This window comes from Sphingobacterium sp. UBA7038 (genome assembly GCF_002494055.1).
Classification (GTDB): Bacteria; Bacteroidota; Bacteroidia; order Sphingobacteriales; family Sphingobacteriaceae; genus Sphingobacterium; species Sphingobacterium multivorum.
Map to the genome: position 1 here is coordinate 79,724 of NZ_DLAV01000016.1, position 18,533 is coordinate 98,256.

At 41.0% G+C, this 18,533-nt stretch carries 14 protein-coding genes; 5 read left to right on the forward strand and 9 right to left on the reverse strand.

Annotated features, from left to right (window positions below):
- Positions 1 to 214: 214 nt before the first annotated feature.
- The 4 genes from B3H30_RS10960 to B3H30_RS10975 all read right to left on the reverse strand — a co-directional run bounded on the left by B3H30_RS10960 (position 215) and on the right by B3H30_RS10975 (position 2,810).
- A complete protein-coding gene (locus B3H30_RS10960) occupies positions 215 to 856 on the reverse strand; it encodes a hypothetical protein (RefSeq protein ID WP_070563951.1) in 642 nt (213 codons plus the stop codon).
- The gene (locus B3H30_RS10965; RefSeq protein WP_046673492.1) at positions 857 to 1,363 is read right to left on the reverse strand and encodes an S-ribosylhomocysteine lyase; all 507 of its coding nucleotides are present in this window, start codon (positions 1,361 to 1,363) and stop codon (positions 857 to 859) included.
- A 110-nt stretch (positions 1,364 to 1,473) separates the two neighbouring features.
- A complete protein-coding gene (locus B3H30_RS10970; RefSeq protein WP_046673491.1) occupies positions 1,474 to 1,764 on the reverse strand; it encodes an antibiotic biosynthesis monooxygenase family protein in 291 nt (96 codons plus the stop codon).
- 122 nt (positions 1,765 to 1,886) lie between these two features.
- A complete protein-coding gene (locus B3H30_RS10975; RefSeq protein ID WP_070563954.1) occupies positions 1,887 to 2,810 on the reverse strand; it encodes a LysR family transcriptional regulator in 924 nt (307 codons plus the stop codon).
- A gap of 77 nt (positions 2,811 to 2,887) precedes the next feature.
- On the opposite strand from B3H30_RS10975, the gene hutH reads away from it, so the two are divergent.
- From hutH to hutG, 4 genes are read left to right on the forward strand one after another with little or no spacing between them, the layout of a single operon-like run.
- The gene (gene hutH / locus B3H30_RS10980; RefSeq protein WP_070563957.1) at positions 2,888 to 4,447 is read left to right on the forward strand and encodes a histidine ammonia-lyase; all 1,560 of its coding nucleotides are present in this window, start codon (positions 2,888 to 2,890) and stop codon (positions 4,445 to 4,447) included.
- 58 nt (positions 4,448 to 4,505) lie between these two features.
- Positions 4,506 to 5,705: an imidazolonepropionase gene (gene hutI / locus B3H30_RS10985; protein WP_286834077.1), complete on the forward strand. Its 1,200-nt coding sequence runs from the start codon at positions 4,506 to 4,508 to the stop codon at positions 5,703 to 5,705.
- 4 nt (positions 5,706 to 5,709) lie between these two features.
- Positions 5,710 to 7,728 (forward strand): urocanate hydratase, encoded by a 2,019-nt coding sequence (locus B3H30_RS10990; protein ID WP_070564498.1) that lies wholly within the window; start codon positions 5,710 to 5,712, stop codon positions 7,726 to 7,728.
- Positions 7,725 to 8,747 (forward strand): formimidoylglutamase, encoded by a 1,023-nt coding sequence (gene hutG, locus B3H30_RS10995; RefSeq protein WP_070563963.1) that lies wholly within the window; start codon positions 7,725 to 7,727, stop codon positions 8,745 to 8,747. The genes B3H30_RS10990 and hutG overlap by 4 nt, the downstream gene beginning before the upstream one ends.
- Before the next feature lie 65 nt (positions 8,748 to 8,812).
- On the opposite strand, the gene B3H30_RS11000 is transcribed toward hutG, so the two are convergent.
- Positions 8,813 to 9,094, reverse strand: a complete 282-nt coding sequence (locus B3H30_RS11000; protein ID WP_070564501.1) for a GNAT family N-acetyltransferase — start codon at positions 9,092 to 9,094, stop codon at positions 8,813 to 8,815.
- A gap of 178 nt (positions 9,095 to 9,272) precedes the next feature.
- On the opposite strand from B3H30_RS11000, the gene B3H30_RS11005 reads away from it, so the two are divergent.
- Positions 9,273 to 10,733 carry an exonuclease domain-containing protein gene (locus B3H30_RS11005; protein ID WP_286709368.1) on the forward strand — a complete coding sequence of 487 codons (1,461 nt, stop codon included), beginning with the start codon at positions 9,273 to 9,275 and terminating at the stop codon, positions 10,731 to 10,733.
- 561 nt (positions 10,734 to 11,294) lie between these two features.
- Here the strand turns inward: B3H30_RS11005 and B3H30_RS11010 are convergent.
- The 4 genes from B3H30_RS11010 to B3H30_RS11025 form a co-directional block, all read right to left on the reverse strand.
- Positions 11,295 to 12,416 carry an acyltransferase family protein gene (locus B3H30_RS11010; protein WP_286777351.1) on the reverse strand — a complete coding sequence of 374 codons (1,122 nt, stop codon included), beginning with the start codon at positions 12,414 to 12,416 and terminating at the stop codon, positions 11,295 to 11,297.
- A gap of 66 nt (positions 12,417 to 12,482) precedes the next feature.
- Complete coding sequence (locus B3H30_RS11015; RefSeq protein ID WP_070563972.1) at positions 12,483 to 14,033, reverse strand: RagB/SusD family nutrient uptake outer membrane protein; 1,551 nt, start codon at positions 14,031 to 14,033, stop codon at positions 12,483 to 12,485.
- A gap of 18 nt (positions 14,034 to 14,051) precedes the next feature.
- Positions 14,052 to 17,324, reverse strand: a complete 3,273-nt coding sequence (locus B3H30_RS11020; protein ID WP_286834081.1) for a TonB-dependent receptor — start codon at positions 17,322 to 17,324, stop codon at positions 14,052 to 14,054.
- Between the two features lie 35 nt (positions 17,325 to 17,359).
- A complete protein-coding gene (locus B3H30_RS11025) occupies positions 17,360 to 18,499 on the reverse strand; it encodes a FecR family protein (protein ID WP_286777354.1) in 1,140 nt (379 codons plus the stop codon).
- Positions 18,500 to 18,533: the final 34 nt, after the last annotated feature.

The window sequence follows — 18,533 nt, forward strand, 5'->3', positions numbered from 1 at the left end:
TTGACTATAACGATGGGCTTGTCATCCACTATCTGAACAACCTCGGCGAAGAATAGTTTCGATAAATTCAAATTAGAAGGACGGTAGGGGCAGCTGTTGAAGAAAGAACAAGGTAGTTTATTGGAATAATGCTGGGGAATTTGGGCAGCGGTACGGCCCAAATAGCAACAAAAAAGACCTCTATTTCTACAGGTCTTTTTGTTATCTCATTAACTTACGATATAGGGACAGCAGCAGCTTTTTCGTGATTCAATTTTTTCATAAATTGATCGAGGATGTCTCCTAATCTCCCTGAAATTTCCCCTAAAATGCTTTCCCAATCTTTAACGGTACCATCACAATTGTCTGAAACAATTTTAATGCTATGAAAGGTGAGATTTTTTTGAAAACAGAAATTCGCTAGGGCATAAGATTCCATATCAAATGCCAGAGGATTAAAATGTTTGATATCCTGATAAAAAGCCGTATTTACATTGATAAAACGATCCGATGTCAAGAGTGCATCTTCGTAACGAAATTCATCGCGTGAAATGGATTCCAAAATCCCTTGCCCTTTAAAAAACAAGGTGTTTTCCAGAAAAAAACCATCTGTATACGCGTCTCCTTGCGCATAGTATGCCGGATAAAGAACATGTCCTATCGGATGTCTTGTACAGCCCACAGTGCCCACATTGAGAAGAATAGGATTGATCCCTAAAGCTTTGATGTCTTCATAAAGCGTAGCAACGGCTAGGAGAGCATTTACTTTACCTACACCAATTTCGTAGACAAAAGTCGATTCAATGGTCGGATTAAAAGATAGCTCATTTTTATTTGCTACCAAGATAATCGTTTCAATATCTTTATTCAGGATCATTTAGTTTTCTTCAATATATGGATACTCAAAAGCCAATTCTCCGGCAGTTATCAGATTTAAGAAGTTAACACAAGCCTGCTTTGAGGTGGGAAAATCCATAAATGTGTAGTTTCCGCAGCTAATCGGGTTTTGGAAAGGTACTTCGTATCCTTCTGTAAGAATAGTCTCTAATACTTCTTTCATCAATTCAGCCACATTCTGAGGAGTTTTCGCTGTTCCAGCCAATACAACATAAAATCCCGTGCAACAGCCCATTGGTCCAACATAAATAACCTCATCACCTAAGATGGTTCTAATTTCTGTTGCAAAACAATGCTCTAAGGTATGCATGACTTCAGGCGATAGCATACGCTCAGGAGAATTCGGTCTGATCATGCGAATGTCGTAAGTTGTATAACTTTCAACATTGCTGTTATTGGTGGTAGAAGCTTTAGCGTAGATCCCTTGTTTTAATTTGGTATGATCTACCGTAAAACTATTTACTTTTGCTTTTTCTTTTGTGTACATCTTGTTCTGTTCAAAGCTGTAACGCTTGCGACGCTACAGGGGTTAAAAGTTGAATATCAAAAATTTCTACAAAGATACTAGATTATTATAGAAAAAGGACGATAAAACTACTATTTTAACACTTCATAATGTTCGACTGTTGGAAACGGATCGTAGTAATGATGTAAAAGTTTTTCCCATTCCTTAAATAATGCAGATTCTCTGAAACCGATGGTATGATCTTCCAACGTTTCCCATTCGACCAATAGAATGTACTGGTTGTCTTTCTCAATACATTTACGTAGTGAATGCGTTATATAGCCTTTACTCGCACTAATATACTGGCAAGCTGTTTTATAGTCTCTTTCAAAATTGGATTGTTGTCCTTCAATAATTTGCAATACAGCTACTTCTAAAATCATAATTTGTTTTTTTATCAAGTTTAGTAAATAACTCAAACTTAGAAAATTTGTTTCTGATATGCAATACACGAACAAGCTTACCGAACAATTTATTCTTTATTGTTTTAATATGGACTTAGACCTTAATTATCCCGCTTTGACGTATTATATCCGTATTTTAGTTGTGAAGTAATGATCTGGGTGACCAATGGAATACCCGGGTTGCGATTTTGTGCATTCCAAACTAGAGAGAGCGTTGTTCGTTGTGGTAAACCGTTCAATTCAAGGAAGGTGACATCAACATGGTATCCGTTCTTTAAAGACGAAGGAACAATGGCAACACCCAATCCCTGAGCAACCATATTGAAAATGGTCAAAGCATTCACAGTGCGCAAAGTAACTTTGGGGATAAACTTATGATCACTAAAGATACTCATGACGAGATCATAATAAGAGTGGCTATAGTTTTTGGAAAATAAGATAAATGATTCATCTTTTAAGGCGTCAAGACTTGCTTTCGGCGAATTCAATAGGGGATGATCGTTGGGTAAAACGAGACTAAAATGCTCGGTATGTATAGGCAGGCTACATAGGCCAGGTGGCGTTTCCGAAAGACGAACAAAGCCTAAGTCCAATTCTTTTTTCTCCAGCAGATCCAGCTGGGTTTCATTCGCTAGTTCGTGAAGTGATAACTCGATATCAGGTTGCTGCTGTTTTAAATTGAGTAGTAGTTCCGGCAGGATGGTCTGAACAGCCGACCCAATAAACCCCAGCTTTAAGGTACTTATTTTACCATTGGCAAAGCTTTGAAGTTGAGTTTCAATCTGATCCAAGTGCCTAAAGAGTTCTTTCACCTCCGCAAAGAGATAGATCCCAGCTTCCGTCATTTGAACATTTCGTTTATTACGCTCAAAAAGTGCTACGCCATAGGATTCCTCCAGCTGCTTAATTTGTCTGCTCAAGCCCGGCTGCGCAATAAACAATTTTTCGGCAGCCCTTCTAAAATGCAGCTCTTCTGCCAATACTTTAAAATACAGTAAGTGTCTTAGTTCTATTTGATAATTCATGGTTATCAATTGATGATAAAAATGGTATTTCTAATTATCAAATATAGCAAGTACATTTGAGTAAAGCAGATAGGAAGATGGAAAAATTTTTATACGGCAGTGGGCAGCTAACATGCTCCGTAGCCTTAGCCATAGTAAAAGGAACGGTTACGGGGGAAATATCACCCGGAGTCAAGAATAAGATCGAGCAGAGCGCCAGTTATGTCCGTAAAATAGTCGAGCGTGGTGAGGTTGTCTATGGGATTAATACCGGTTTTGGTCCCTTGTGTACCACACTTATTGACGCAAGTCAAACGCAGTTGCTACAAGAAAACATTCTAAAAAGCCATGCTGTCGGTATGGGCGAACCTATCGCCAATGATTTGGCCAAATTGATGCTTATTCTTAAAGTTCACGCGCTTTCTCAAGGATTTTCGGGTGTTCAGTATGCGACAATTGAACGGATTATTTGGCATATCGAAAACCATATCATTCCTGTGGTACCTAAGCAAGGCTCTGTCGGCGCATCGGGTGATTTGGCGCCATTGTCACATTTATTTTTACCCTTGATTGGCTTAGGAAAAGTCAACGTAGAAGGGGAAATTATGGAAACAGCTACCGTTTTGGAAAAATATGGTATGGCTCCGGTGCACTTGGGCGCAAAAGAAGGTCTGGCTTTGATCAATGGAACTCAATTTATGGCAGCCCATGCTGTGATGGCTGTTGCTGAGTTAAATCGTGTACTTCAGAATGCTGATATTATTGCGACCTTAATGATTGAAGGTTTAAACGGCTCAATAAAACCATTTTTTACTGAATTACATCAATTACGCCCGCATGCCGGAAACCGTTATGTCGCTGCAAGCATTTTTAACATGCTTCATGGCTCCGCCATTTTAGAAAGCCACAAAGACTGTTCCCGCGTACAAGATCCCTATTCTTTGCGCTGTATCCCTCAAGTCCACGGAGCATCACGCAATGCTTGGCTTCATTTGAAGGAGACCATAGAAATCGAAATAAATGCAGTGACCGATAATCCTGTGATCATTAATGATGAACTAACCATTAGTGGCGGTAGCTTTCACGGACAGTCAATCGCTTTGCCTTTGGATTATGCCACACTTGCTGCATCGGAAATCGGCAATATTTCGGATCGAAGGGTTTACTTGTCTTTAGAAGGTCAAACCAACGGTGTCCCAAAATTGTTAATGAAATCAACCGGTCTCAATTCAGGATTTATGATCTTACAATATAGCACAGCCGCGATTGCAAGTGAGAATAAAGGGCTTTGTTTTCCTGCAAGTGCAGATAGTATTCCTACCTCTTTAGGCCAAGAGGACCATGTCAGTATGGGATCTATTTCCGGCCGAAAATTACTACAGGTCATTGACAATGTTGATAAAATATTAAGCATTGAACTGTTATGTGCGGCACAGGCAAAGGATTATCATCAGCCATTAAAATCGACTGCAGCATTGGAAGCTATTCATGCGAGAATTCGTCAGTCCATTCCGCATATCGAATCCGATCAACCGATGGAAGAGCTGTTGACTGAAGCATTAAGGCTCGTAAAATCGGGCGAACTGATCACATTGCATCGTCAATATGCGACGGGCGAAATTGCTGCGGATTTGAAACAAAGATTTGAAGAGTTTTAGACGAAGAAGGATGGAAAAAGAGCTAAAATTAGTTGGACCTTTTAGGCAGATATTAACCATGTCAAATATGCCCGTTAATGGGGCGCTCCATGATAAACAAATAGTTATTATTAAAGATGGAGGTATTTTAATAGCAGGTAACGATATCATGGAAGTGGCGGACTTTGAGGGATTACAACTGCAATGGGGAAAGCAAGTGGCACTTGTACATGTAGAGGAAGATCAAGTCGCCTTGCCAGGCTTTATTGATTGCCATACGCATATTGCTTTTGCCGGTAATCGAGCAAATGATTTCGCCCTCCGAAATGCAGGCTCAAGCTACCTGGAGATTGCGGCAGCTGGGGGAGGGATTTGGAGCACGGTATCACACACAAGGGATTGTGATGCAGCAGAATTGATTGATCTCACGATCCAGCGTGCAAATTTTCTGTTAAGGCAAGGAATCACAACAATTGAAGTTAAAAGCGGTTACGGTCTTAATGTTGAAGAAGAGCTGAAGATAATACGTGTCATTCAGGAGTCGGATCGTCGTACGGCATCAGACCTTGTTCCAACTTGTTTGGCGGCACATATGCTCCCGCGAGACTTCAGCGGATCGGCAAAGGATTATCTTCATCGAATTACAACAGATCTTTTTCCGCTATTAAAATCAGAAGGGCTGTCAAACCGGATTGACGCATTTATAGAAAAAACAGCGTTTCAAGGGGAAGACATTGTGGCATATTTACAAAAAGCAAAAGCGATGGGTTTTGACCTGACTATTCATGCCGATCAGTTCACAACTTCGGGAAGTCAGATTGCAGTTGAACTCGGTGCCCAATCTGCGGATCATCTTGAGGCATCAACAGCAATTGAAATTGACCTTATTGCCCATTCAGATACAGTTGCGGTGGCGCTACCTGCGGCTTCCATCGGACTTGGATGTGGTTTTACGCCAGCTAGAAAGCTGTTGGATGCAGGTGCATGTTTGGCCATAGGAAGTGATTGGAATCCGGGTTCTGCACCCATGGGACAATTATTGACGAGTGCGAGTATTTTGGCAACAGCAGAGAAGTTGACGAACGCTGAGTTGCTTGCTGCATTAACCTATCGTGCCGCCAAAGCTTTAAACCTGTCGGATCGCGGCTTGTTAGCCAAAGGCATGAAAGCAGATTTCAGTATATTTAAAACAGCTAATTATCAGGATATTACTTACTGCCAAGGAAGTTTGCAACCTACAGCAGTATGGAAAAATGGTCGGGAAGTATTCTCATTATAACAACATGGAAGATACATTTAAGAACGAGGTGGCGGAAGGTATTCCGACCGTATTGCCCCCAAAAGTAGAGCGAGATCATACCATAAGTCATGCCCCCCGACGAAAGGATATTCTCACCCGGTCGGAAGAGAAGCTGGCTTTACGGAACGCATTACGCTATTTCCCCAAACAATGGCATACCGTTTTAGCACCTGAATTTTTAGAGGAGCTCCGTAGTTACGGCCGAATATACATGTACCGCTTTAGGCCCCAATATGCAATGCACGCGCGACCGATCGCTGATTATCCAGCAGAGAGCAAGCAAGCGGCAGCGATTATGTTGATGATTCAGAACAACCTTGATCCAGCTGTAGCGCAACATCCTCATGAACTGATTACGTATGGTGGGAATGGAGCTGTTTTCCAAAATTGGGCTCAATATCGCCTCACCATGCAGTATCTTGCACAGATGACAGATGAGCAAACTTTACATCTCTACAGTGGTCATCCCATGGGTCTTTTCCCGTCGTCACAACATGCACCACGCGTTGTTGTAACGAATGGCATGATGATTCCAAACTATTCGACACCGGATGACTGGGAGCGTTTTAACGCCTTAGGCGTTACGCAATATGGACAGATGACAGCAGGTTCCTATATGTATATTGGTCCCCAGGGTATAGTACATGGCACCACAATTACTGTCATGAACGCTTTCCGAAAACACTTAGCAGCAGATGATACAATTCAGGGCAAGGTATTTTTGACTTCTGGCTTGGGGGGAATGAGTGGCGCACAACCTAAAGCAGGTAATATTGCCGGCTGTATCACCGTATGCGCTGAAATAAATCCCGCTGCGGCAAAGAAACGGCATGAACAAGGTTGGGTAGACCGATTGATCGAAAACATCGATGAACTTGTTGAACAGGTACGGTTGGTGATGGATCAAAAGGAGACCGTATCCTTTGCCTATATCGGTAATATTGTCGAAGTGTGGGAAGCCTTTGATAACGAAAATATTCACATCACTGTCGGATCTGATCAGACATCATTACATAATCCTTGGTCTGGAGGCTATTATCCAATGGGGCTGACCTTTGCAGAATCCAATGCTTTGTTGGCGAGTGATCCTGACAGATTTAAGCAATGTGTACAAGAAAGCCTTGTACGACATGTTGATGCCATCAATAAGCATGTATCCAAAGGAACTTATTTTTTTGATTACGGTAATGCGTTTCTCTTGGAAAGCAGTCGCGCTGGTGCAGCCGTATGGAATAATGATAAGGATCAATTCCGCTACCCATCTTATGTGCAGGATATTCTTGGTCCAATGTGTTTCGACTATGGTTTTGGACCTTTTCGGTGGGTTTGTACCTCAGGAAAGGCTTCGGATCTTCAAAAATCAGACGAAATAGCCATGACAGTTTTGGAAAATCTCCGAAAAGAGGCCCCAGTGGAAATTCAACAGCAGATGCAAGATAATATACAGTGGATTAAAGAAGCTGGAAAAAATAGACTTGTGGTAGGCTCTCAGGCTCGTATCCTGTATGCAGATTCCAATGGACGAATTGCAATAGCAAAGGCTTTTAATGACGCTGTAAAAAGTGGCTTATTTGAGGCACCTATTGTTTTGGGAAGAGACCATCATGATGTGAGCGGTACCGATTCACCTTATCGGGAGACCAGTAATATTTACGATGGAAGTCAATATACAGCAGATATGGCTATTCATAACGTCATCGGAGACAGTTTCCGCGGGGCCACTTGGGTCTCTATTCACAATGGCGGCGGAGTTGGTTGGGGAGAGGTCATCAACGGTGGCTTTGGTTTACTGCTAGATGGCTCAGGGGAAGCAGCTGTTAAATTGGAAAAGATGCTGTATTTTGATGTCAATAATGGGATCGCTAGGCGTGCTTGGGCTAGAAATAAGGAAGCTAATCAGGCGCTAGATCGTGCAATGGAGGGAAATACGGCATTGCAAGTTACGCGCGCGCAACTTGTAGATGACGATATTATTGAACAATTATTTGATCTGAACGAATGAACTTTTTGTTGAATAATCCAGAAATATACAGCAAAGGTGACCAAGCGGTATGGAAAGGGCGTATCGATGGCCAGGATCGTGAATGGATGCGTTGGCATCAATTAATGGACTGTGTTGATCTTCTCGAGCAGCCCGATCTTAGGCAGTCTGTTGCCTTTCTTGGATGCTGTAGTGATGAAGGTGTTGGACGCAATCAAGGTCGTGTAGGGGCCAAAGATGGACCGACAGCACTTCGGAATGTATTAACAAACCTGCCTGTACATTTCTCAGATAAACTAAAACTTAAAGATTGTGGTGATATACTTTTAAAAGATAGTGATTTAGAGTTGTCTCAGCAGGGTTTGGGTACTGCCTTAAATTGTATTCTTGAACAAGAAGGATTTCCAGTCATCTTGGGTGGCGGCCATGAAATAACCTATGGCCATTATTTGGGTGTTAAAGAATTTCTTAAGAGCAGTAATCAAAGTCTTGGCATTATTAATTTGGATGCCCATTTAGACATCCGTGCATTGCAGGATGGCAAAGGGAATTCTGGAACGGGCTTCTATCAAATCGAGCAGGACCAGTCTAATGCAGGTTTGCCATTTCATTACCTGGCAATTGGTATTCAAGAAATTAGTAATACCAAAGGATTGCTCGACTATGCCAAAGCGAAGAAAGTACAGATTATAGGGCGAGAGGGTCTGGTCGTTGAGAAACTTGATTTCATTCGCGACAAAATTGTACGTTTTGCCAAATCAGTAGATTATGTATATTTGACGGTTGATCTTGATGCTTTCGCTGCAGCTTATGCGCCGGGAGTAAGTGCATTGGCATTTAACGGTATAGTGCCCGATCATTTGTTCTTTACGATCTACGATATTCTACTGGATCTGCCCAACTTAAAATCTGTCGATTTTGCTGAATTTAATCCCCATTTTGATATCGATTCTAGAACGGCGAAATTAACAGCTGATCTGATCTTCAAGTTGATAAACAAACTTGCCATTAAATTTGATCAGCAACTAGCCAGTAGATAAACAGAAAAAAAGATGGGTAAATTGCGACAGCAATCTAACCATCTTTCTGCATATTGGTCGAGGTCTTAAAAAAGCACATCGGCCAATGTCGGATCCTTATCAAAAACTGATTTTGCAAAAGGACATAAAGGCATAATTTTTAAATTTTCTTGACGTGCATAAGTCACTGCCGCCATCAATAGCTGTTTACCTAGCCCTTTTCCTGCATATTCAGAACTTACTTCCGTATGGTCTATAATGAATTTTGTGGGGCCAGCCCAGGTATAAGTCATTTGCGCAACTGATTTTCCTTGATCGATAACCTCAAAGCTACCATGTTTATCGTCATTTTTTTGTATTACTTGCATGAGCATGATTTAATGAATGAAAAGTACAAATTAAACAAAATCCAGCAATATATAACATGGCATTAGTTGAGAAAAACAGCTGTTTTACCAGTTAGATGGCATAATTCGCTTTTGTGTTTTGTAAAATTGCAGCGATTCTTTTAAATAGCTAATATTTTTAGTATGTTTGCTTTGCGTTATGAGTGTAAATCAAAGCAAAAGACAAGAATTTGCCATTGTGGACATAGAGACTACAGGTGGCCATGCAAAATCGAGCCGGATCACCGAAGTTGCCATTATTATTCATGATGGTAACCAGGTTTTGGAACGTTGGGAGACCTTGGTTAATCCAGGGAAAGAAATTCCAAATTCAATTTTTGCCCTTACGGGAATAGACAATGATATGGTGAAAGATGCTCCATTATTTGATCAAGTTGCCGAACACATTTATGGAATGCTCAAAGACCGTATTTTTGTTGCGCATAATGTAAACTTTGATTATTCATTCATTCGGTTTCAGCTTCAGGAATCGGGCTTCGAGTGGTCAGCAATAAAATTATGTACAGTACGCTATGCCCGAAAAATCAAGCCCGGATTATTGTCCTATAGTTTGGGACGTCTATGTGATTATTTAGATATCCCAATTGAAAATAGACACCGTGCGGGTGGCGACGCCGATGCAACAGCCATTCTCTTTGCTTATTTGAAAGTGCTAGATACCGAACAGGTATTTCAGGATATGATTAAACATAAAGCGCTAGACCAACGTTTTCCACCGCATTTAAATCCCTTGGAATATGAACAATTGCCCAATGATCCCGGGGTCTATTATTTTCATGACAAAGCTGGAAAAGTAATTTATGTTGGCAAGGCTGTAAATATAAAAAAAAGAGTATTGTCCCATTTTACAGGGAATAATATTCAAGCGCAAAGGCAACATTTCTTAAAAGAAATTCATCATATAAGTTATAAGTGCTGCGGAACTGAGCTGATGTCATTGTTATTGGAATGTGCGGAAATTAAAAAGTTCTGGCCAAAATATAATAGGGCACTTAAACGGTATGAGCCTAAATTCGGTTTATTTTCTTATGAGGACCAAAATGGCTATCTCCATCTGGCTATAGGGAAGACGACAAGGGGACAAGCATGTATTCAGCTGTTTCAGCGTGAATATGACGCTATTCAGTTGCTGCAAAGCTTTATTCAGCATGACGCTATTAATCCGCAATTTTGTCAGTTTGGGCACGCCAGTTGGTCTACGAAATCCATCAAGAAGACCGAATTGCCCGATCGAGACCTACACAATACCCGGGTGGAACGTTGTATTGAGGATTGGCTCAAACAGCAGCCATCGTATGTATTGATCGATAAAGGACGTAATTCTGATGAAAAAAGTTGCATTGTCATTGAAAATGGTATTTTTTATGGAATGGGATATATGGATCAATACGGCCAGTACAGCGGGTTTGAAGATATAAAAGGACAAGTTAAAAGATATCAGAGCAATCACTACATGATGGAATTGGTCAAAATGGCAGCAGAAAGACATCCCGCTAAAGTACATTTCTTAACAAAATCAAAGATTTTACCTGACGTTGCGGCAGAGCCCACTTTCTCTTACGAGAAATTGACTCCGAATAGTCTATTTAATTTCTATTAACAGCATATTTTCAAGTCATATTTTGGGAATTTTTTCCGTTTAGTCATTTCAATCTCAGTAATCTGTTAAAGAAATGTGAAATCGCAAATCGCGCGCGATTTTGGTCCAATAGTTGAAATATTCTTTGTGTAGAATATTAAAAAAAGACTTTTCATAATTTAGGTTAATAATTGGTTAGTTAAAAACCTGGGGCTCCCAACCTCAGGTTTTCTTTTTTTTATATTTCCGAACAAGAATTTTAGGTGAAGTATACCTTTTATTTTGATTATTCAAAATAAATCAGTGTTTTTTTTATTTGAAGTGTATGTTTCAATTTATTGGTTTTCAATTGATTAATATTTGTCCCCCTTTTGTCCCCCTAAGTTTTTTCTCTCTATAGTTAGTTTAAGTTACTTTAGTGTCAGCGTACTGTAATAGCGGAATTAGTAAAACAAAGATGGGGCGTTTTCTAAAAGTAGCTGCGGTATATCTTATCCATATCTTTATATATAAAAAGGGCCTTTGGCCCTTTTTTTTATTCCTAATTCAGATTCCCTTATTTTAACCCAAAGATACCTTGACCTAGATTTTGATATAGATCTTTTTCTTTCGTAAATAATAGGCGATCAACCAATTCAAAGCGACAAATAGCAATGCAAATAGGGCGGAGGATAATTGTTGATTATGCCAACCATCAAACAGGAAATGATAGCTAAAGTTCCAAAGGTTTTGATGTTTATCCCCAATGAGAATAAATGAACAAATCGTAGGGATTAGTCCGCTAAGACAATAGATAAATAGTGTATTCCTGCCGAAGTCGTCAAAGACAGTATAAAATATCCCTCTGATGTTTTGAAATTCGATGAGATAGATTAATATACCAAGAAAAGAGATGGCAATACCCGTTGTGAATACGCAGTAACTGCTGGTCCAGATTTTCTTATTAATAGGAAAAGCAAATGACCATAGATAGCCTACTAAAATAAAGACCAGGCCTACGACAAATAGGTTCATCAGTTCACTTTTGCCGGTCAGTTTTTGAATAATGTATTTTCCTGTGATATACCCGAATATCGTTTGACTGATGGCCGGAAATACGCTCCAGATATCCTCTGGATCAAATGCTGTTCCTTCGCCGTGATAGAGGTGGGATGCACCAAAGATGCGGATATCCAGTGCCGTTCCAAACCAACCATCCAGACTATAGGCATCTGCTGGATTACCGTAATAGCAAATTAGCCAATAGAGGAGTAGAAGGAAGATACTAATAACTGCAGCACCTTTAGCCCTAAAATAGTATAGTATCATTGCCGTGCTGAAATAGCAGATTGCAATACGTTGCAGCACCCCAAAATACCTGTACTTGGCAAAGGGAATCCACTCGAGCTGGTGAAGACTATTCCATTCCACAAAGGGGAAAATATTTAAAAACAGACCAAGTAGAAAAAGGATGATTGTTCTCTTGAGAATTTTATTCCAGTAAGGTACGGGTGCTAGCTGGTCGCTGTTTTTTAAAGAAAATGCCATGGAGTTTCCGACAGCAAATAAAAAAAATGGAAATATAAGATCTGTAAACGTGCATCCATGCCAGATGGAATGTTCAAGTGGAGGAAACACATGATGATAGTTGCCAGGATTATTGACGAGAATCATAGCCGCGAGTGTAAACCCACGGAAAATATCCAGTGATTTAAAACGAGTCATAATAAAGTGTATTGGTAAAAAAGGCTGTTCAAGGATACTCCATTGAACAGCCTATGCTTGGTCTAATTAATAGCCTGGATTTTGAGTCAGGCTCGGGTTTGCCTGCAGTTCCAATAATGGTATTGGAAGGAGCAGGCTATTTTGGTTAAAATTATACTTAATCAACGTAGGGCTACTCTGCTTGCCGTTATCGCATGTAAATTTGATTTCATTTAATTTATTCATCACATCTACTGTGACACCATAACGGTTTAAATCATCCCACCGTTGCCCTTCAAAAGCTAGTTCTAATCGGCGCTCGTTGAGAATGATGGCCTTTAGGGCACTGGAGCTGATACCGGATAAATCGGCGAGCCCTGCGCGATGACGGATGACATTAAGGGTATTTATTGCCCCTGAAGTATTTCCCAGTGCGTTTTGAGCTTCTGCTTTGAGCAGAATGATGTCCGCAAGTCGTAAAAGGTAAAAATGATCGCCACTTTGGAAGCTGTTGGCATGTTTTTGCTTTACGTTAAATGGGATTTCTGTCGCAGCATCTCCGCAGGGATTCCAAAATTCATCCGCCCAAGGAACTGAATAGAACCAAATGTTGGCGTTCTTTCGTTCGGTGTCGCCAGCATTGTCATAAGCTTCGACAAGATCTTTCGATGGTGTTCCATATCGGCGCCATTCGTTTTCGTTGATTTTGCCATTTTCATCAAGATCCGGGAAAAAGAATGCGCCACCCCAGCAGCTTAGATTGGGACTGCCGGCGATATAGGGAATCTCAATGATAGATTCACTATTATAGTTGTGTTTGCCGTCAAAAAGATCCGCATAGTTTTGAAGGAGCTGGTAACCACCTTTTCCAGCGATCACTGCATCGGCGTATTGCAATACCTTATTGTAATCTCGATCAGGGCGTTGTGCCCATATCTTGGTCAGTAAGGCATTTGCAGCCCCTTTTGTTGCTCTGACCTTGTCAATGGAAGGTTGCCCAAATCCATCGGGTAGGTTGTTTGCAGCAACTTGCAGATCCGAATCGATAAAATCATAAACCTCGGCTACAGTTGATCGCTTGATGCGTAATACTTCTGCATCTGTACTGTTGGAGTGTTTTTCCAAGGGCACACCACCATAAAGCTTGACCAATTGATAATAATGGAAGGCCCTTAAAAATGAAGCTTCTCCAAGAATTTGTTTGCGTCTTTCATCCGAAAAAGTAGGATCTGTGACCTTATCAACGTTGTCAATAACGATATTGCATTTTGAGATTGCTCCATACAGTTCTTCCCAGTCCCTGCGTACCATTTCATTGGTATTGGTGATGTTATTATAGTCAATTTGTGCAAAATCTATTTCGCCACCACCGGCAGCATGGGCATTATCAGAGCGAATATCTGTTTGCAGAATCATTTCCCATTGATAATAATTGGCATTGCTCCCTGGACGAGTGCCATTGCCTATAAAAGAATTATAGGCTCCGTTTAATGCTTTCTCAATATTGTCTCCTGTGAGATAGGCATTTTCGCTCGTTACCGTGGAGGTAGGCTGAAGATCTAAAAACTTTTTGCAGGAATTTAGAGTAAGCGATGTCAATAAGGCTATGGCCAATGAAGTATATCTAGTTGATTTCATTTTTTGTAAGCTAAAAGGTTAAAAAGTTAGGTTTAAACCAACAATAAAGGTGCGTGCCTGCGGCGAAGTACCAAAATCGATACCGGGCGCCATATTGGAGCTCACGGTTTGCTGATTAGTTCCCCCATACATGCTTACCTCAGGATCCAAACCTGAGTATTTGGTGAATGTTAACAGATTCTCGCCCGTCACATAAAAACGGACCTTATTGAGCTTCCATTTTTCAAGCACTTGTTTAGGTAGCGTGTAGGCCAGGGTCATCGATTTTACCCTGAGGTAAGAACCTTTCTCTACAAAACGGGAGGAAATTTGTGAATTGTAGTTGTCATCTGTATTGTTTAGATCCGGACGTGGCATAGTACTGTTGTTGTTATCAACAGTCCATCTGTTTAACACGGCAACACTTTGGTTTCTCGGTTCCCACATACCTTCTGTATAAATACGCGTCGCATTAAGGATATCATTTCCCTGTACCCCCTGTAAGAAAAAGGAAAAGTTGAAGTTCTTATAGCTGAAATCACTGGTCATGCCATAAGAGAATTTTGGTGTAGCATTCCCGATGATAGCCATATCACTCGTTTGAAGACCTGCTTCCGGATCAGCCATCTGATAGATCATATCTCCGGTCTCTGGATTGACGCCTTTTGCGATATAGCCCCAGAAGGACCCCAATGCAACGCCTTCTTTTGCAATCGTACTATTACCCCGACCATCGATATTTCCGTCATAATAGGTTCCGCCATCAATATTCAGGACTTTATTGCGATTGAGCCCAAAGGTCACAGTTGTATTCCATTTGAAATCGTGAACGAAATTTCGGCTACTCAATTCGAATTCAAAACCTCTATTTTGTAGGTCGCCTAAGTTTTTCAGCGCAGTTCTATAGCCCGAACTGTACGGAACCCTTGAGCTGAGAAGTAGGCCTACAGTCCTTTTTGCATAATAATCTGCACCAAATATCAATCTCGAATTAAAGAAACTGGCATCCACACCAATGTCGGTCTGATTTGTTGTTTCCCATTTTAAATTGGGATTGTCCAGGGTAGCAGGCGTATAACCGGGTACAACTTGGTCGCCGATGTTATATGATCCTGTCACGTCGACTAAACCGAGATAGGAAAAGGCCGGAATTTGGCTATTTCCAACTTTACCCCAACTCGCACGGATTTTCAAATCGTTTACGGTGTTTTTCAGCGAACTGAAGAAATCTTCATTGGATAAACGCCAACCGGCAGAGAAAGAAGGGAAGTAGCCCCAGCGGTTATTTGGGCCAAATACAGATGATGCGTCAGCCCGCAGATTTGCTGTAAATAGGTACTTGTCGTTATAATCATAACCAATTTTTGCGATGCCAGATACAGTGGATACAGCGGCGTCTACTGCCGTAGGCATCGCTGTGATCATCGAACCACCATTGACCGTGTGGATTGCTGGATTAGCAAAATTTTGCGTAGCAATATTTGAGGTTGTTGTTTGTGTTTTCGTTGTAATATAGCCTAATAAGCCTGTAAAGTGGTGCTTGTCACTAAAGGTTCTATTATAGTTTAATGTATTTTCGGACATCCAATACTGATTGTCCTGCTGCTGGAGCGTTGCCATACCCTTATATTTTCGACCTTCCGTTGTACGAAAAGGATCTACGAAACTGCGGTACTGGTTGTTAAATTTCTCATACCCAAACAGCGATTTGAATTTTAATCCAGGTAGGATATTGGCTTCCACAAAGGCATTTCCTGTAAATCTGTTGTTGATATAGCTGTGCTCGTTGCCTGTTGCCAATGCAACGGGGTTGTCAAGATCTGTATAGAATGGATCTACTGTGAAAGCACCTTTGTCGCCATATATTCCGATTACTGGAGAGCCCAGATAAGCATTCATGATGACTCCATTTCGGGAGTTCTCGGTAATATCCACGTCGTACCAACGGTTGTACGATAAGCTGGTCCCCACCTTAAAGATTTTATTGATCTGATGATCCAAATTAACCTTGAAATTGACCTTGTTTACTGTATTTGTGATGACCGTACCATTATCTTTTTGATAAGATCCCGAGATGTAAAACCCTGTCTTTTCATCTCCACCGCGTACTGAAGCCTGGTATTTTTGGCTGTGACCGGTGCGGAATAGCTGATCTGGCCAGTTTGTATCAGCGGTATATTTCGACCAATCCAAGGCTTCTCCCATCTCAGTCATTAATTCTCTATATTGTGCCGCATTTAGAACACTAGGCTTTTTTCTGATGCCTGAAAATCCTTGATAGGTTTCGAAATTTACCTGTGTCTTACCGTTTGTTCCTCTTTTGGTTGTAATCAATACAACGCCATTTGCGCCAGAAGATCCATAGACAGCGGCTGAAGCAGCATCCTTTAATACAGAAATGCTTTGAATATCGGATGGATTGAGCTCCGATATGTTTTCAGTAGGAACACCATCTACAATGTATAATGGATTGCTACCTGCAGTAATTGTTGAAGTTCCGCGAACGCGAATAGAGAAGCCAGCTTGAGGTTGTCCGGAAGATTTTACAATTTCCACCCCCGCCATTTTGCCCTCCATAGCACTAGCTAATTGGGTCACAGGGCGATCTTCAATATCTTTTGTACTCATGGTTGCAATGGCTCCCGTGATGTCTTTTTTCTTCTGTGTTCCAAAACCGACCACAACGATCTGTTCCAGTTGGTTGTTGGCAGTTTTTAGCTGTATATTGAGGTAACTATTGGAACCTACCGTACTACTGATAGTCTCATAACCTATTGAACTAAAGCTGAGTTGATGGGTAGTAGTCGCTTCAATAGAAAACTCACCTTTACTGTCTGTTTCCGTTTGTTTACCTGTTGTTGTATTGCGGATGGTGACCCCTGTTAATGCTTTACCGTCGCCATCGGTAACGCGCCCTTTGACAAGCTGTTGTATATTGATCGTGTTTCTTAAAGGTATGTCATTTATTTTCTTTTTTAGGACAATGGTGTTGTTGACAATTTTGTATGAATACGACAGCTCTTTCAGGTTGTCATCCAGAATTTCAACAATAGAACCATCTTTATGGTTTATGCGGATTTTTTGGTTATCATTAATCTGTGAGTTATCGTACAGAAACACATAAGAACTCTGACGCTCGATTTCTTTAGCAAACTTTGCCAAAGTGTATTCCTTGTCTTGTAACTTGATTTTAGATTGGTTTACATTCGCCATCGCCAAATTATTTGCATGGGAAACGCATTGGATAGCAAGTAAAGCAGCAAATAGTTTTGCCTTTTTACCAGCCCCTTGGATGGTTTTAAGTTTGTGCATAATTAGTTGGGTAAGTTTGTTTTATATTAGATAATTTAGAGTTCAACTTCAATTTTATTGTTTTCCAATCGGCATTTTATATCCAGAAAGTTGAGGGTCTCAACCAGTTGCTGGGCAGTTGAATTGCGTTTTATCTTACCTGTCAGTTCACGCTTTTCATTTGTTCCTTTATACACGATATCCACATTATACCAGCGTTTTATGGCGGCAAGCGCATCTTTAATGGGTGTCGATTCGAAATAGAAAAAACCATTTTTCCAGGCCATTGCTTCTTCGATATTGGCTTCTGCTACGATAAGATTCCCGCCAGTGGTAAATGCTGCTTGACCAGGTTTCAGCATTTTTGACTTACCGAATTGCGAGACTTGTACAGAACCGGCTATAAGTGTGGTTTTATTGTTTTCATTTGGATAAGAGCGTACATTAAAATGGGTTCCGAATACACGAATGGTCTGTTCATTGGATCGCACATAGAAGGGGCGCTTGCTATCGTGGCTGACCTCAAAATAGCCCTCCCCAGATAATTTTACTTCCCGGCTATTCGACGCAAAAGATTCAGGAAACGTCAGCACGGATCCAGCATTTAGCCACACCTTACTGCCATCGGCCAAAATGATCGTATACTCTGTTCCAATCGGGGTTTCAATGGTATTGGTACGGCTTGTAGCAGTTTTCCTACTGGCTGTAAATTGATATTGCACGGTTCCGGAAGCAGTCGTAATTACTTTCACCTGTTCATCCTGATGGAGAACGCTCTGTTGCTGGGCAGAAAGATCAATTTTAGTTCCATCGGCTAAAGTTAATACGGCCGCCTTAATGCCCGGGTGAACCTGTTGTTGCATCTTCACGGCTACCCGCTGGCTATCTCCAGATGTTCTTTTAACAAGGTAAAGGGGTAATATAAACAACAGTGCCAAAGCAGCAGCTATTCCACCCAACTTCACCCGTTGCGGAATTCGCCTGATTTTTGACGCTTGGATTTCCTGCTTTATATTGGAAAATAACAGCTCTTTGAGTTGTTGTTCATCGGTTGCCAGCCTCTCAGGAATAGGGAGAGGTTCGCCATTACTTGTTTCATACCACTCTTGCAATTCGGCTTCCTCTTCAGGGGTACATGTGCCTTGAAGCCATTTGTAAGCCAATTGCTTTATCCGGAATTGATTATGATCAACCATATTTAGGGGTTATTTATATATAGAGTCCCTAGAT